9 protein-coding genes and 2 pseudogenes are annotated in these 17,068 nt (G+C 46.8%); 9 read left to right on the plus strand and 2 right to left on the minus strand.

The window, feature by feature from the left end; genetic code table 11:
* Together VXK47_RS01840 and VXK47_RS01845 are read left to right on the plus strand one after the other, a co-directional pair.
* Positions 1-145 (plus strand): annotated as a pseudogene (locus tag VXK47_RS01840) (IS630 family transposase); the annotation flags it as partial.
* 138 nt (positions 146-283) lie between these two features.
* On the plus strand, positions 284-475 hold the full coding sequence (locus VXK47_RS01845; protein ID WP_435547073.1) for a hypothetical protein: 192 nt from the start codon (positions 284-286) through the stop codon (positions 473-475).
* Between the two features lie 199 nt (positions 476-674).
* Here the strand turns inward: VXK47_RS01845 and VXK47_RS01850 are convergent, their stop codons facing one another.
* Positions 675-1,289, minus strand: coding sequence for a TetR/AcrR family transcriptional regulator (locus VXK47_RS01850; protein WP_435547074.1), 615 nt, complete (start codon positions 1,287-1,289; stop codon positions 675-677).
* A 620-nt stretch (positions 1,290-1,909) separates the two neighbouring features.
* On the opposite strand from VXK47_RS01850, the gene VXK47_RS01855 reads away from it, so the two are divergent.
* The 5 genes from VXK47_RS01855 (at position 1,910) to VXK47_RS01875 (ending at position 12,818) form a co-directional block, all read left to right on the plus strand.
* The gene (locus tag VXK47_RS01855; protein WP_435547075.1) at positions 1,910-4,795 is read left to right on the plus strand and encodes an SNF2-related protein; all 2,886 of its coding nucleotides are present in this window, start codon (positions 1,910-1,912) and stop codon (positions 4,793-4,795) included.
* 24 nt (positions 4,796-4,819) lie between these two features.
* The gene (locus tag VXK47_RS01860; protein WP_435547076.1) at positions 4,820-7,933 is read left to right on the plus strand and encodes a site-specific DNA-methyltransferase; all 3,114 of its coding nucleotides are present in this window, start codon (positions 4,820-4,822) and stop codon (positions 7,931-7,933) included.
* 12 nt (positions 7,934-7,945) lie between these two features.
* Positions 7,946-8,689 (plus strand): RhuM family protein, encoded by a 744-nt coding sequence (gene rhuM / locus VXK47_RS01865; protein ID WP_435547077.1) that lies wholly within the window; start codon positions 7,946-7,948, stop codon positions 8,687-8,689.
* Entirely contained in the window at positions 8,686-12,003 is a 3,318-nt protein-coding gene (locus VXK47_RS01870) for a DEAD/DEAH box helicase family protein (RefSeq protein ID WP_435547078.1), read from the plus strand. Before rhuM ends, VXK47_RS01870 begins: the two co-directional genes overlap by 4 nt.
* A gap of 413 nt (positions 12,004-12,416) precedes the next feature.
* Positions 12,417-12,818: a transposase family protein gene (locus VXK47_RS01875; RefSeq protein ID WP_435547079.1), complete on the plus strand. Its 402-nt coding sequence runs from the start codon at positions 12,417-12,419 to the stop codon at positions 12,816-12,818.
* Between the two features lie 307 nt (positions 12,819-13,125).
* Here VXK47_RS01875 and VXK47_RS01880 read toward each other — a convergent pair whose 3' ends face one another.
* The gene (locus tag VXK47_RS01880) at positions 13,126-14,685 is read right to left on the minus strand and encodes a hypothetical protein (protein WP_435547080.1); all 1,560 of its coding nucleotides are present in this window, start codon (positions 14,683-14,685) and stop codon (positions 13,126-13,128) included.
* A 191-nt stretch (positions 14,686-14,876) separates the two neighbouring features.
* Here VXK47_RS01880 and VXK47_RS01885 point away from each other — a divergent pair, with 191 nt between their 5' ends.
* Positions 14,877-15,776 carry a Druantia anti-phage system protein DruA gene (locus VXK47_RS01885; protein WP_435547081.1) on the plus strand — a complete coding sequence of 300 codons (900 nt, stop codon included), beginning with the start codon at positions 14,877-14,879 and terminating at the stop codon, positions 15,774-15,776.
* Between the two features lie 191 nt (positions 15,777-15,967).
* Positions 15,968-17,068, plus strand: a pseudogene (locus VXK47_RS01890) (hypothetical protein); the annotation flags it as partial.

Here is a 17,068-nt window from a genome sequence, read left to right on the forward strand (position 1 = left end):
CAAAAAGCGATTTGTTGAGGAAGGTCTTGATGTTGCACTCAATGGTAGAAAAGGAAGCCGTATCTATACTAAAAAGGCAGATGGAGATTTTGAAGCCCATTTGGTTGCCTTGAGTTGCAATGAACCACCCGATGGTTTTGCAAGGCAGATTATGCTTTGAATCTGTTGTCACCTTGAACTTCTTTGTCTGCTTACACTTTATCCCCAGTTTCCCCTCTGTGCCAATATAAGTGAGACACTTTCCCCCAAATAGTTTAACGTAGGGCGGGAAGGAGAAAAGTAGATGGAAAAGAAGGAAATCAAGGTTATGAACCTTAAGCCAAAAGTTGTGGAAATGGAAGGAGCCCGCAGGGCGACTGTAATTTCCACAACTGCCGCTCTGCGTGAATCAGGGGTTAAAGCTATTGTTCCTAATCCCGAAGCTCCGGAGAAGGCAAGCCGCCGGACCGGTCAGATACCACCGAACCTACAGTAGTATACTCAAGCTGTGCATCCGCAGACGTTGTTGCAATTGGGAGAGACAGGATTTTCGGAGTGGGCTGGGCGTAAGTAGTTTGGGACGAGTCGCAACCGCTCAGAAAAAGGATTAATGCCGTTGGCCATAAAAATAATAGAAATATACCGGTTTTCATGAATATTATACTCCATGGTATCTTTAAATTGAAATCACATCATTAGCTTTTTTCCCCGGCAATACCTTTTATCCCTGTGTGCAGAAAATCAACCACATGTCTTGCCAGCACAGTGGGGTCGGTTTGCTCGGGCCTATATCCCGGCATGGACATTCGGATTGCACCCATTTCAAGAGGAAAAAATATCAGACCGAAAATAGACATGGACAGCATATGGGCATCATCGCGTAAATTCAGTTCAGAAACCAAATTATGGACGGCAATAAATATATCCTTAAACACATACTCAGCCAGCTTATGCTGTCGGGCTGCATTGCTGTCCAATCTTACCCTTTGCATAAGAGGTAAAAAATATTCATCGGTTGTCGCCAGATTGGCAAGAGTTTCAATGAATTTCTTAAGCCACTCCCAAGCCGTTTCAGGACTGTTAAGAGCAATAGTCAGTGCGACCGCTTTTCCACTGAATTCATGGGCCACTACGTTAATGTATAGCTGTTCCTTATCGGGAAAATGGTAATAAAGGGCTGCCGGAGTAAGCCCTGCTGCGGCAGCGATATCTCTCATGGAAACGCCGTTGTAGCCATGCTTTGCAAAAAACGGAACTGACAATTCTAAAATCAATTCACGCGTTCTTTTTTTTGGGATAGTTCCTGCCATTGTATTTCCTCTTCATTTAAGTTAATTAGCTAAACAACACCATAATTCTAACGAACGTTAAGTAAAAAATAGATAAAAAAAAGATTAGCCTGTTAATAGTTTTTTTGATATTCATTTGGACATATTTTTTAATACACTGTATTGATTAGATATAACAGCGTATATTATGCATAACAATATGTAAGACATAATAGATAAAGGGTGACCGTATTTGGGTTATAAATGGAATTTTATATTAAGATAATGCGGATGGTATCATAAAAATGCAGAAACGAAATATTTCAGCAGCCAGCTTTATGATTAAATCTGCCACGATGCACTCCTTTATGTTTTAATTATTGTTTTAAAAATCAATTTGAAGTAAACAAGTCCCAAGAAAATTGACAGTAAGCCCTGATTTTGATTGTATTATTAAAAAGATAACCGCATTCCCGGAAACAAAGGCGCATATAGAACCAATATTTATTGGCAATAGATGGATAGTTTTCTGATTATTAACAATTTTAAGCTGCCTACACCGCCCACGTTAGGCGCACGAAAATCCATGTTGGTGAGGTAAGGATTTGCAATCACACAAGGAGGATCGACATGCTCCCCCGGAAGAAAGCTCGGCTGCACAGATGACTCTGACAGCTCATCACGCCAAGTACTTCGCCCATGACCTGACCCGCCGGGCTGCAAGCGGTATGGACCGCCTGTCGATGTCGCTGTTCGATGCGGCCGTTGATCTGAATCCTCACCAGATCGAGGCAGCCCTATTCGCCCTGCATTCCCCGCTCTCCAAAGGCGTCATACTGGCGGATGAGGTGGGCCTCGGAAAGACGATTGAGGCTGGCATCGTGCTTTGCCAGTTCTGGGCAGAACGCAAGCGCAGGTTATTGGTGATTTGCCCTGCATCGCTGCGCAAACAGTGGGCGCTGGAATTGGAGGAAAAGTTCAACCTGTCCACATTGGTGCTCGATGCCAAAGCTTATCGCATAGCTAAGCGAAGCGGGTGCGCTCCTTTAACCGAAAAAGCCGTGTTCATAATGTCCCTGAATTACGCGAACATTCTGCGAGAGGAATTGAAGGCGATCTCCTGGGATCTTATCGTTATCGACGAAGCCCACAAGCTGCGCAACGCATATCGGCCGAGCAACAAGGTCGGTCAAGGCATCCGCTGGGCGACCGGGGATTGCCGCAAGCTATTGCTCACAGCCACGCCGCTACAGAACTCACTGGTCGAACTATACGGCCTTTCGACCCTCATTGACGAACACCTGTTCGGTGATCTCAACTCCTTCAGGTCACAGTATGCCGGTGGCGGCAGCAGCATAACCGATCTTAGACAACGCCTCTCGGACTTCTGCAAACGCACACTACGCAATCAGGTTACTGAGTACATCCGCTACACCGAGCGGCGGCCTATTACGCGACCCTTCACACCGAGTGATGACGAGCACGCGCTATACGAGGCAGTTTCCGGGTTTCTACGTCGCGAAGGCAGCTACGCACTCCCCAGCCGCCAGCGCCATTTAATCGCGCTCATCCTGCGCAAGCTACTGGCATCGTCTTCACAGGCCATTGCTGCAACGCTGGACACTCTGCGCTTAAGGCTTGAATCGCTTCGCGATGAGAAGGTGCAGGACGATGCGGAGTTTACCGAAGATCTCATAGAAGCCGAGGAAATCGAGGGCGACCTGCTCGACGAGATCCTCGCAGAGCCTGACGAAGCTGAAGCAGAAAACGCACCACGCACTATCGACAGGCAGAAATTGAGTGAGGAGATCGACATACTGCAACGGCTCGCCACCTGGGCACACAGCATCGGTACTGACACAAAGACAAAGGCACTGCTCACCGCGCTTGATATCGGCTTTGAACAGATGGCCGCGACAGGCGCAGCGCGCAAGGCATTGATTTTTACCGAGTCACGCCGCACTCAGGAATACCTGAAAACCTATCTGGAATCACACGGCTACCTTGGACAGGTGGTGCTCTTCAACGGCACTAATAGCGGACCGGAAACAACATTAATCTATGAGCGCTGGGTTGAGAAAAACCTCGACACAGGTCGTTCTTCCGGTTCGCGCGCAGTGGACGTGCGCACTTCACTCATTGAACACTTTCGTGATGAAGGCTCGATCCTGCTCGCCACCGAAGCTGCGGCGGAAGGCATCAACCTGCAGTTCTGCTCGCTGGTTATCAACTACGACCTGCCCTGGAATCCACAGCGCATCGAGCAACGCATCGGCCGCTGTCACCGCTACGGGCAAAGGCATGACGTGGTTGTCATCAACTTCCTGAATGAGCGCAATGAGGTTGACCGCCGTGTGCTTGAGCTGCTGGGCGAGAAGTTCAGCCTTTTTAGCGGCGTATTCGGCGCCTCCGACGAAGTCCTTGGCACCATCGAATCCGGTGTGGACTTCGAAAAGCGCATCCTTGCCATCTACCAGGAATGCCGAACGCCCGTGGAGATCGATGCCGCGTTCTATACTCTGCAAGCGGAAATGGACAAGCAGATCCGCACGCGCATGGACGACACGCGCCGGACCCTGTTCGAACATTTCGACGAAGACGTGCATCAACGCCTGCGTCTGCAGCTTAATGACACAAAGGCTCATCTTGATCGCTTTAGCCAACGTTTCTGGTCGCTGACCCGCTTCATGCTTGATGGTCTCGCCCGCTTCGACGATGACGCACTGGCTTTTGACCTTTCCCGTGCACCACGCCAGGAAATAGCAACCGGCCGTTACCATCTTATATCCAAATCACACCCAAAGATGGCACAGGCTGTTAGCGAAGAGCACAGTCAGTTTCTCTACCGCCTTTCGCATCCGTTGGGAGAGTATGTCGTGGAATGCGCTAAGGCACTCCCTACTGCCCCGGCGCGGATCGTCTTCGATGTGTCGCATCATCCGGCCCATATCCATTCAGTAGAAACACTTCGAGGCCATAGCGGTTACCTCATCCTCATGCGCCTGGTGGTCGAGTCCTACGAGCGCGAGGAATACCTGCTCTTTTCAGGCTTTGACGGGATTGGAGCATCGCTCGACCAGGAGACAATGGAGAAACTCTTCTACTGTTCGGGCCGGGTAGCTGGCGACGCAACAATCCAGCCCGCTGTCGAGAAACGCCTTGTGGCTGAGGCAGAGCGGCACAACAAAGCCACCGTTAGCCGATCGCTCGAACAGAACAGTGTACACTTCAACCTGGCGCGCGAGAAGCTTGAAAAGTGGGCAGACGATATGGTGCTCTCCGCAGAGAAAGCGCTCGCTGATACCAAGGAGCAGATCAAGGCGCTTCGGCGACAAACGCGCCTGGCGGTTACACTCGAAGAACAACATGAAATTCAACAAAAGATACAAAAGATGGAAAAACAGCAACGGCGCCAGCGGCAGGATATCTTTAAGGCAGAGGACGAGATCATTGAAAAGCGGGATGCCCTTATTGATTCTTTAGAAAAGAGACTGTCCCAAAGCTTCCGGTCCGAACGTCTGTTTACTATTCACTGGACTGTCGTTTAATGAAACTTACCTGAGGATACCAACATGAGCAAATATGACGACCTCGTTAAAAAACTAAAAGAAATATTCCAGATTGATCGCCCTGAACTGGATTTTGGCGTCTATCGCATCCTCAATATACGAGCAGGGGAGATCAACGATTATCTGAAAAATCGCCTCAAGGCCAAGGTCGTGGAAAGCCTGGCAACATCCGGCGCTGCCAATGTGGAAGGAATGCAAAAGGAACTTCGCGAGAAAGAAGCGCAATACCGAACCGACGGAATAAATCCCGACACCGTACCCAGGGTGCTTGAGATCAGGGGGAAATTGGCTGCTTACAGTGTCGGAACATCCGAACATGAAAACGCTGTGTTCACGCATCTACTCACCTTTTTCTCCCGCTACTATGATAAAGGTGACTTTATCAGCCGGCGTCGCTACAAGGGCGATACCTACGCCATTCCTTATGCCGGTGAAGAAGTGATATTGCACTGGGCGAATAAAGACCAGTATTATACCAAGAGCGGCGAAAACTTTGCCAACTATGCGTTCAAGCTGGATGATGGGCGTAGCGTGCGTTTTCGTTTGGTCACGGCAGATACGGCCAAAGATAACCGCAAGGATAACGACAAGGAACGCCGTTTTGTTCTGATCGAACCGCACACCCGGACACTTACCGATGAAGAAGGCGACGAATACGAAGAAGAACTGCTGCCTGTGGCAGAAGAAAATGGTGAGCTCGTCCTGCGCTTTGAATACAAGGCCATGCCCAAAGGCAGCAAGCAGGATTCGCTGGTACTCGACGCGGTTAACAAGGTGCTGGCAGATCCAAACGTCAAAGCCCGCTGGCTGGACTTGAGCAAGCGTGAACCCACCGAGAAAAACCCGCAGCGCACCCTGCTGGAGAAATGCCTTGCCAATTACACTACCAAGAACACGGCGGACTACTTCATCCACAAGGATTTGGGAGGCTTCCTTCGCCGTGAGCTGGACTTCTATATCAAGAACGAAGTCATGCACCTTGATGATGTGCAGAGTGCCGAAAAGTTTGCCGATATCGAAAAGAATCTGCGCATGATTCAAACTCTGCGCGCTATTGCTTTAGATTTAATTACCTTCCTTGCGCAACTGGAAGACTTTCAGAAAAAGCTCTGGCTGAAAAAGAAATTCGTCATTTCCACGCACTACTGCATCACGCTTGACCGTGTACCTGAAAGTCTTTATCCCGAAATTGTCGCCAATTCTCAGCAATGGGAACAGTGGAAAAATCTGGGAATGCTGAATGGCAATGAAGCAGACCTGTTCAGGCAAGCCCAAGCGGGCAGCGTCGAATATCTGAAGGAACGTCAGTACCTGATGGCGGACACCGCCCTGTTTGATGCTGCGTTCAAACATGCCCTGCTGGCAGCGGTGGACAATCTGGATGAAAGCCTCGATGGACTGTTGATACATGGGGATAATTTTCAGGCGTTGAATTTGCTGCAGGAACGGTATCGGGGGCAGGTAAATATAGTTTATATCGATCCGCCTTATAACACTTCAGAAAATAGTTTCCTGTATAAAAATCAGTATAAGCATTCCTCGTGGCTGACAATGGTCGAAAGCCGTGTCCGTATGGCAGTAGACGCGATGAGCGATAATGCGGTTCTTTGTAGCGCAATAGATGATTTTGAATTGCCATATTTAGAAAACGCACTTGATCAAGTATTTGGATTCGAAAATAGGTTAGGAAATCTGGCGATAGAGATTAAGCCGTCTGGCAGGACTAATGATAATTATTTGGCAACAAGTCATGAATATATTTTGTTCTATGCGAAAGATTACGCAAAAGCGAAAATAGATTTTTTTCCATTAACTGAAGAACAAGTCGCTGAATATAGCGAAGGCGATGGAGGGGAAAGTTATAAGTGGAGGGACTTTTTGAGAACAGGAGGATTTTCTACCCCTGAAGAACGCCCTAATTCGTATTACTTCATTTACTATAATCCAGAAACGGGTGAAGCTGGTGTCAAGCCTTTTGAAGGTGCTGAAAAAATAGAACCGCTTGACAGTAATGGTAAGAAAAGGGTTTGGCGTAAAACAATACCTTCCTTTATTACCCACCTCAAAAGTGGCGAAATCAATTTCCAACAAAATAAAAAGGGTGAATGGAAAGTCCAACTTATTGACAGAATAAAGGAGGGTGTCCGTCCAAAGAGTATTTGGGTTGGTTCAAAATATGATGCTTCATCCCATGGAACAAAACTCTTAAAGTCCTTGTTCGGGGATATGGCTGACTTTTCGTTTCCCAAGAGTATTCATGCCGTCTATGACACCTTATTCGTTAACATATCTTCTGATCATAGTGCGACTGTAATGGACCATTTTTCAGGTTCCGGCACCACCGGCCATGCGACTATCAACCTCAACCGCCAAGACAACGGCCATCGCAAATACATCCTCGTCGAGCAAGGCGAATACTTCGACACCGTGCTAAAGCCCCGCATCCAAAAAGTCGTCTATTCTTCCGATTGGAAAGACGGCAAAGCAACTGCACCGCATACGGGCATTTCCCATGCCTTCAAGGTACTGAAAATCGAAAGCTACGAAGACACGCTGAACAATCTGCAACTGCGCCGTAATGAAGCCCAGCAAAGCCTGCTCGACACGCTGCCGCAATCAGCCAAAGAAGATTACCTGCTTCATTATATGCTGGACATCGAAAGCCGCGGCTCGCTGCTGTCGCTGGAACAGTTCAACAAGCCGTTTGACTGCAAGCTAAAAGTGGCGGTGGATTCGGCTGGTGCTTATGAAGAGCGCACCATTGATCTGGTGGAAACCTTCAATTACCTGATCGGCTTGCGTGTGAAGCATATCGACATACGGCGCGATAAAGGCTTTTTGTTGGTAACAGGCTGGCTGCCGACGGGTGAAAAAACGCTGGTGTTGTGGCGTGACGTGGAGCAGGTGGATTACGAAACATTGAACCGTTTGTGCGATAAACTTGCCATCAACCCGGCGGACAGTGAATTCGAGGTCGTCTATATCAATGGCGACCACAATATCCCCGCCGTATTCACCAGCACCGAGGCCGAAGGCGGCATTACCAAAACCCTGAAAATCCGCCAGATTGAGCCGGAATTCTTAAGTCGTATGTTTGCAGAGGAGGACGTGAAATGATAGGGGAAGCCAATGCCTGATCTCATCCACGGTAATTTTCTGGTTTATCAGAGCGAAGATGGTTCTACCCGTGTGGATGTGCGGCTGGACAATGAAAATATCTGGCTAAACCAAAAGCAGCTTGCCGAGCTGTTTGGTAAGGCCAAAGGTACTATTTCCGAGCATATTAGGCACATCTTTGAGGATGGGGAGCTGAATCCGTTGGCAACTGTTCGGTTATTCCGAACAGTTCAACCCGAGGGCCGCCGTACCGTAGAGCGGGATGTTGAACACTACAATCTGGATATGGTGCTGGCGCTGGGCTACCGAGTGCGCAGCCCGGTGGGTGTGCGTTTTCGCCAATGGGCAACCGACAAACTGAAGGAATATATGATCAAGGGGTTTGTGCTGGATGATGTGCGCCTGAAAAACCCCGGCAAAGGCGTTGATTACTTCGACGAGCTGGCCAAGCGCTTACAGGATATTCGCACCAGTGAGCGTCGTTTTTACCAAAAAATTACCGATATTTACGCTACTAGTGTTGACTATGATCCTAAAGCGCTCCTGACGCAGAACTTTTTTGCCACGGTGCAGAACAAAGTCCATTTTGCCATCCATGATATTTTGCAGGGAGTAGGCAAGGTATCAGCACAGATCGCCAGAACACATGCCGAGGCTCAATTTGAACAATTTCATGTGCTGCAGGATGCACGTTACGAAAGTGATTTTGATCGGGCGGTGAAACGACTCACCCAGAAAAAAGAAGGCGACGTATGAGCAAGATCAAAAAAAACAGCTTTCACCAGGAGCTGGTACTCAACCAATGGATGATGGGTTTTTTCAAAGGCGGCGCCTTGCATGCCCTGAAAAACCGCCTGGGTGAGGATCGGCACGAGGGTATAGAGGATGACGGTCAAACCGGATTTTTCCATGCGTTGCACCAAAATCTCTTTGAGGTGGATCGCATCAGCGAACAAGAGTTGCGACGTTACGACCTGAATATCGTGGGGCATTGGAATGCCATTACTGAGAGGCGCAACAAGGTTGAAGGCGTCGTGCTTAACATGAAGTATTTCCAGTATCTCTCGCTGCTATTTACCGAAATTTACCTGGACTGGTATTTCAACCACCGGCAGCAATTGCTTGATGGATTGAATGAGAGAATGATGGCGTACAACACCGATCAGGAAGCTGAGCATCGCTTTCAGCCTTTTGATGCCGATGAACTGAACAAGCTGGCCTTCTGGAACGCCACCGGCAGTGGCAAAACGCTGCTGTTGCACGTAAACATTCGCCAGTATCTGCATTACTTCCAGAACGGTCATAAAGACGCTTACCCGGACAAGATCATTTTGCTCACGCCAAACGAAGGTTTGTCGCGCCAGCACTTAGAAGAGTTGCAGATCTCCGGTTTTGGCTTCTACCGTCTTTTCGATAAAAACCGCAGCGACGTTTTCAAAGGCACGATTGAGATCATCGACATCAACAAGTTAGGTGATGAAATGGGCGACAAGACGGTCGCGGTGGAAGCCTTTGAAGGTAACAATCTGGTGCTGGTTGATGAAGGACATCGTGGCACAGGAACAGCAGCCGGTGCATGGATGAGCCGCCGTGAAGCGCTGGTGCGGGGCGGTTTTGCTTTTGAGTATTCTGCCACCTTTGGGCAGGCCGTAGTGAAGGGTTTAACGGTTCTCAAAGCAGAAGAGGAAAAGCGCAAGAAAAAAGCGAAAGCGCTGTTTGAAACAGCCAACCTAAAGAAACTGAGCGATGCACAAAAACAGCAGTTGACGCTGACCAGCGAAGAAAAGCGTAAAGCGCGAACGATGGCGACGCGGGAAATATACGCCAAAAGCATTCTATTTGACTACTCATACAAGTTTTTCTACGAGGACGGCTATGGCAAGGAATCGCTGATTCTCAATCTGAAGGACAAGGATTACACGCAGGAAGATACTGCCCGCCAGTATTTCACAGCCTGCCTGTTGAGTTTTTATCAGCAGCAATACCTGTGGAGCACAAACCGCGGCAAGTTGGCAGACTTTAACATTGAAAAACCGCTATGGGTGTTTGTAGGAAATACTGTTTCAGGTGAAGATTCGGACATTCTGAATGTGCTGAAATTCCTGGCGGGATTTTTGAATGACGAGATAAAAACCAAGCAGTGGCTAAAAGATTTGCTGGCCAATACCGCACGCTTGCTGGACGCCAAAGGCCGGAATATATTTCATGATCGCTTTACGCCGTTGATGCAATTCAATTCCGATGATGTTTATGCCGACATTCTAAAGAAGCTATTCAATGCCGAGGCACGGCAACGGTTGAAAGTGGTAAATCTGAAGAGCAGTAAAGGCGAGCTGGCGCTGCGTGTGGGTGATTCAGAACCATTTGGGCTGATCAATATTGGTGATGATGCGGGCTTTTTCAAAGAAACCGAGAAGGCCGGGAATCTGTCTTTGTTTGATACCGAAGCGGATGATTTTGGCGGCTCGATGTTTGGCACGCTAAACAGCAAAGACAGCCGGTTGCATATACTGATTGGTTCGCGCAAATTTACCGAAGGCTGGAGCAGTTGGCGTGTATCCACCATGGGCTTGCTTAACATGGGCAAAGGGGAAGGATCGCAAATCATTCAGTTATTCGGGCGCGGCGTGCGATTGAAGGGTAAGGAGTATTCACTCAAACGCAGCACGCCTGCCCAACGGCCAAAAGGGGTATATCTGGAGCGGCTGGAAACGCTGAATATCTTCGGTGTGAATGCTGGCTATATGGCCACCTTCAAGGAGTATCTGAAGGAAGAAGGCATCACGCCGTCTGATGAAATGATAGAGCTGAATTTTGAAACCCGCCCCAATCTGCCCAAGAGTAATCTCAAAACGCTGGCGCTTAAAGACGGCTATAAGGACAACCAGATCAAAGGATTCAAGCGCACACACTTTCCGTGGCTATACGAAGTACCTGCCGGGTTTAAAGGCAAGATCAAAGAGGCGCATATCGATCTGGATTTATATCCAAAGGTAGAAGCCATGAGCACGCAGGAAAAAGCCGGTACTGCATCAGATATTAACATCCGCAATAAGGGCAAGATTGCAAGCGATACCATGGCATTGTTTGATTTCGACCGGATTTATTTGGCGATTCAGGAATTTAAACAACTGCGCAGTTGGAGCAACTTGCGGCTTGAGCGTTCGCGTTTAATGGATTTCTGCCTGACGCGCGATGACTGGTACACGCTCTGCATTCCGCAAGCCGAGCTGGATATTCGAACCATCGCCGACATCGGTAAACAGGAAGATATTCTCATCCGTTTGCTGCAAGACTATACCGACCGTTTTTACAAGGCGCTGAAAACGGCTTATGAAGGCCAATTCTACGACATCGTGAGCGTGAAAGAGAGCGATGACACATTGCTCAAGGTCTATCACTTTGAGATCGACAACAACGAAGACGGGGCGGCCTACGAGAAAAAAATCAAAGCCCTTCAGGTTCTGGTGAAGGATGGCAAGCTGGGCGAAGCCAGCCAGTGGAATGCCGGCCAGATGGTCGCCATTTGTTTTGATAGGCATCTGTATTATCCCTTGTTCGCCATAGAAGGTGATGTGCCGTTGAAAATGCGCCCGCTGGCGTTCGATGCCCCCAGCGAAGTACAGTTTGTGCGTGACCTTGAAGCATTCTATAAGTCGCCACTTGGGCACCAAGTTATTGGCAAGCGTAGCCTTTATCTGCTACGCAACGCCGACACCAAAGCCAAAGGGCTGGGATTTGCCCTGGCAGGCAATTTCTACCCGGATTTCTTGCTATGGTTGGTGGACGATGAGACTGGCGAGCAGTGGCTGAATTTTATTGACCCAAAAGGCTTACGTCAAATGGACCTTAATGACCCCAAGCTTAGACTATACAAGGAGGTGAAGAATATCCAGAAAAAATTGGGTGATCCCAAACTGACATTGAATGCCTTTATTATTTCAGGGACGCAGGTTACAAGCCTGCTGAATGTTTTCTGCAAGCAAGCAGACCTGGAAGAGCGGAATGTGTTGTTTATGTCTGATGGCGGACAAGTTTATCTGAAGAAAATGATCGAGCGGATCAGATAGATCAGAATAAACATTTCAACCATACGGCCCGATTATCCCGGAACACTATCGGTCGCATGTAGATTCCCGCCGAGAAGCTTGTATTATATTCGTTCGACTATTCTCAATAGGTACTTTTGCTTTTGTGGCAATATAAAACTATGAGTTCCGGAAACATAAAAAGCCGGAAAACTACACTCTTTTTTTTACTTACCTGATCGAAAAGGCCGGTTTTCAGCATAAAAGGGGTCTTCGCACATTTGTGTGGGTGACCCCAAGATGTTGTGGGTGACCTCTTGTTTTTTTATACGCAGCGGTTTATGAGTAATATGCCAAGGATGAATCCGGAGGCCGCCGGAGAGACCCTCGAATATCTCGGAGGCGGCCTCCGGATTCATCAGGCTGATAACCTTCTTGAGACATTGGGGTAACGTATGGAGGAAACTGCTTTTTTTACCCGGGTTCTTGGGATCACCCGGCCTTGGTTTATAACAAAGGCGGAACTTAAACAGACTGAAAAAAGGGTAGACATCTACATCGATCATTCGAGTGGGTTTGCCTTCCCTTGTCCCAAATGCCAGCGGTTGTGTTCTGTGTATGATCACATGAAAGAGAGAGAGTTCCGGCATCTGAATGTGTGTCAGATGGCGACTTTCATTCATGTGCGTCTTCCCAGGATTGAGTGTCCGGAACACGGGGTGTTGCAGATTGTCTCCGGTCTTGGAGAGGAAAATTCGGGCATGACCTATGAATTCGAAAGTTTTGTCCTGGATTTGGAACAAGAGTGCAGTATTGAGAGCGTTTGTCGGTTGCTGGATATGAACTGGCATCCTTAGGAAACCATTCCACCGCAAACACAGTCACAATACTGGAATGGGCAACAACAAGATAAACATGGTCATGGAAAACATGAAAGATAAAGAAAAATTTTAAAAAAACAGGCCTATCTATCATCTATTTCCACGAAGGCAGGCCTATTTAGTCCTGCCTTTTTTTATCAGTATTGATTTAAAAATACTTGGTGTAATAGCATTTATCATAATTATTTTCCGATTGCCTGGTTGTAATAATGAAGTACCGCAGGACATAAGCTAACCTATACGATATGTGATAATTAAATCCTTCAGGTTAGATTTCTTTGTTTCACGACTTGCCGGACCCGGATCTGAAAGCCATAACCGTAAGCACCGGTACCACAAGGCCTATACCTGCAACGGTAATCATCAGCATTCCGAGTTCATTATAATTGCCGCGCTCTATCACAAAAATTACATTCAGGTATTTAGTGAAAAGCTGGCTTGCGGAAAGAGCAAGGTTGGTAAATGCAGCCATTATGGCAAAATAAGTTGCCTTTTGATTATCCGGGGCTTCTTTTGCAATCCATGCCAGCATGGGAATCATAGCAATCTGGCCCAGCGGTGAATCGGCCATTGTATCTACTATGGCGATTGTTCTCGCGCCAAAACCCAGGTGTTCTGCCGTCCACAGGTGAAGTCCGTAATACATCCCAAGAAAAGGCAGAAACATTACTGTGCCGTATAGTGATAAAAAAACGACAAGATAAGGTATAGGCCTTTTGCTCATCCAGACGCGCAGGGCGATCATCCCAAAGATTGCAAGTATTGCTGAAATCTGGCGCAATGTTCCGAAAAAAGGCTCATCGAAATGCAGCACATCAATCTGCCACCAGCTTGCGCCTGCCCCTGAGGTGGGCATGGCACGAAAGACAAAAATAATTATTGCGATACTGATTATTTCACGGCGCTTTTCGGGTTCCATTTCATGTAACAGCTGGTTAATCAGATATCCTATAATCAAAAGTGAGCTGCAAAAGATTATTTCTTCCTTCAGCGCAATTCCGGATAAACCGATTCCCAATGTGATTAGTACAAAAATCGCGCTTCCGATCAGGATATAATAATTTGGTGAAAGAATATGTGACTCAGGCTGCATCATTTTATAAATAGCTTCTTTGCTGAAGCCTTGCAGCCTGAACTTCTTGCGCTGCATACGGCTTATCATAGCGCCTGTTGCAACACCCATTACTGAAATAACAGGTATCAACAAAGATACCCAATACATTGAAGCATAGGAAAGTACATGAGCAAGCCATCCGCCTAGGCCCGCAACTCCGGCACTGCCGCCGAGTATTGCTATACGGCCAAGAGTCTGCACCGTAACATGCATTCGTTTCAGCTCATCTTCAGAAAAACGTGATCCGTCTGTTTTAAAATGCGGCACAGCTTCCACAGTCATAGCATCGGCCACCACATCCTGTAAAACATAGCCTACAGGAGACAGCAGTGCGGAAATTACGTACCATATATTAACCGGCAGTATTGTCTGCATCCAGTCTTTGTAACCGGTAAGACCTACCATTATAAGTAAACCGGATGCCATAATGAATGCGCCAAGATAAATAAATAAGGACTTTCTACGCCAGTATAGATCTACAAGATGCCCAAGAGGCATTTTCAGCGCCCATGGCAGACCGGCCCAAAAACCCAGACTTGCCAGAAAAGCCGCTGAAAGGCCAAGTTGTTCTTTTACATAAAAGCTTTCAATGATTCCTGTAAAACCGGAAACCCCTGCCGCCATATATACCATCATCGGCGGAGCATAACTCCAACGCATCTCCCTGAATAATCCAAAAAATTCATTATTGAGCCAAAGTTTAAGCCGTACGATATAATCAGATATCACTGTGTCTATCCATAGTTTTTTATATAATGGAGGTAATTTAATAAGTCTATCAGGCTAAAATCTCGACGATTTTCAACCCACAATTTTTTATTTCAACCCAATTTTTCAGGCAAATTTACCAGGCAAAAAATATTTTCACTTTTTTTTATTTTCTGCTGGCGTCCGAGCTTCTTTTTTGCTATACAATGATCATGCTACCCTTAATCATCAGAAAACGGACAATCACAGCAGCGGATCCGGATGTTATCCAGTGCGTCATTGATGAGAACCGGAACAAATCACGCACCCAGATTTCCAGGGCTTTATGCCAAAAATGGAATTGGCGCCAGCCCAATGGCCGGCTCAAAGACATGGCCTGTCGGGAAGTTCTTCTGACTCTCTATCGTAAAAATCTTATCAATTATCCTTCAGGTGTTCATGACGGAAGAAATAAAGAGCGTAATCAATCAATTGAGACAGTTGACATTGATACAACTCCTGTTGCCTGTGTGTTTTCCCAACTCAAACCACTTCAGTTGCAGCTTGTCAGAGGCAGCAAATCCGAACCGCTTTATCGAAGTCTGGTTGAACAATATCATTATCTGGGGTATCGACAAATCGTTGGAAATCATCTGACCTACATCGCATTCAGTGGAGATAGCCCCGTAGCATGTCTTGGCTGGGGTTCTGCTGCCTGGTCCGTTAAATCCCGGGATGCTTTCATCGGCTGGGATAAAAAGACCAAAGAAAAAAACCTGCACTTTGTGGCCAATAACACCCGCTTTCTTGTGTTGCCCTGGGTTAATGTCAAGTGCCTTGCCTCAAAACTCTTGTCGCTTAATATCAAAAGAATATCAGATGATTGGATGAAAGTTTATCATCATCCGCTATATCTGCTGGAAACCTTTGTAGATCAAAGCCGCTTCAAAGGTACCTGCTACAAGGCTGCCAACTGGATTAAAGTCGGACAGACAAAAGGAACTGCCAAAAGTGGTCATGATCATATGGTTCACGGCAAAATAAAAGATGTGTTTTTGTATCCTTTGGACAAAATTGCAGGAATAAACTTACAGGATAATCCGGGCAGAAGCAGCAACTTCCACCCGGACTGAGGTATGCGGTGAACCCCTTCGAAAAATTCACCATAAACAGCATAAGCAAAAAGCTCAACAACATCAATATAAATATTTCAGTTTCTCACCGGAAGCCTTTCCCGAACCTCAACCTTCTTTCAGCATATCAATTTAAAAACCAATTCGTTAAAACTTATTCCAACGGCGATATCAAAGGTGGGTATTGCCGTATGATAACCTCTTTAATAGATTTTTCATTCATAAGATCCATGGTAGCTCATTGTTATTCAGATAAAGGACCACCTTGTTATGATCCGCCAAGTCCGTTTTTACTCGATCTGTTCCGTTACATCGACGGACATCAAAACATGAAAAAGTTTCTTGAAATTTTGCGGGACAAGGATCGCGGCCGAGCATATCGCACTTATGCCGGTATCTCTGAAGATAATATCCCTTGTGAAGGTACTTTCTCAATCTTCCGTGAACGGCTGGGCGAAGCGCTTTATAATGAAATCTTTCATCTCCTTGTTCGTATCTTTCACCAACTTGAAATGATTACATTTAATATTCTTGCTCATGACGGCACTCTTTATCCCACATGGGCCCGATATAAAGGATGCACTTACTTTTGCAATCAATGTTCCTGCATCAGGGTTGAAGATGTCATCGGTAGAGTAAAAAGCCGTATCCTCTATCGGCTCGATAATCTTGATCAAAATAACCTCGGCTCTGAGGTTCGTGTCCATACGGAATGTCCGTCTGACAAATTCCCTGAAAAAGATAAAAATGGCAATGAAACTAAAAAACCAAAAATCGAACTGTTTGCTTTCAGGCTCGACTTTGCCGATGTAGAGCCATCACAGGAACAAGTAAATACTGCCATCCTCTTTAATGTAAAAGAACAACTCGACAAACAAAACCTGTGCATCAACACCATCCGCTCAAATGTTTCTACCATTAACTTCAATGACGGTTCCATGACCATATGCTGTCCAAAACTTCCCAAAGACACTGATGCAAGAATAGGAGTGCGACGCAATCCGCAAAATCCAAACAAAAAACAAAAAATCTTCGGTTATAATCTTATCTTAACCACATCGGTCGAAGTTCATTTGAAGCTGGAATTGCCCGTTGCCGCAACCAATATCGCCGGTAATGCGGATGAAGGCAGCCAGATTATCAGCAATAATGAACAGATTCAAAAGCACCACCCTCAAGCTGCAAACCAGGTCAAAATCGACATTGCCGATGCCAAATACGATATTATTAAAAACTACAACTACATCAGGAGCAAGGGCTCCATACCCATAATCGATTACAATCCCAGAAAC

This window comes from Desulfobacterium sp. N47, from assembly GCF_051233685.1.
Lineage (GTDB): Bacteria > Desulfobacterota > Desulfobacteria > Desulfobacterales > RPRI01 > RPRI01.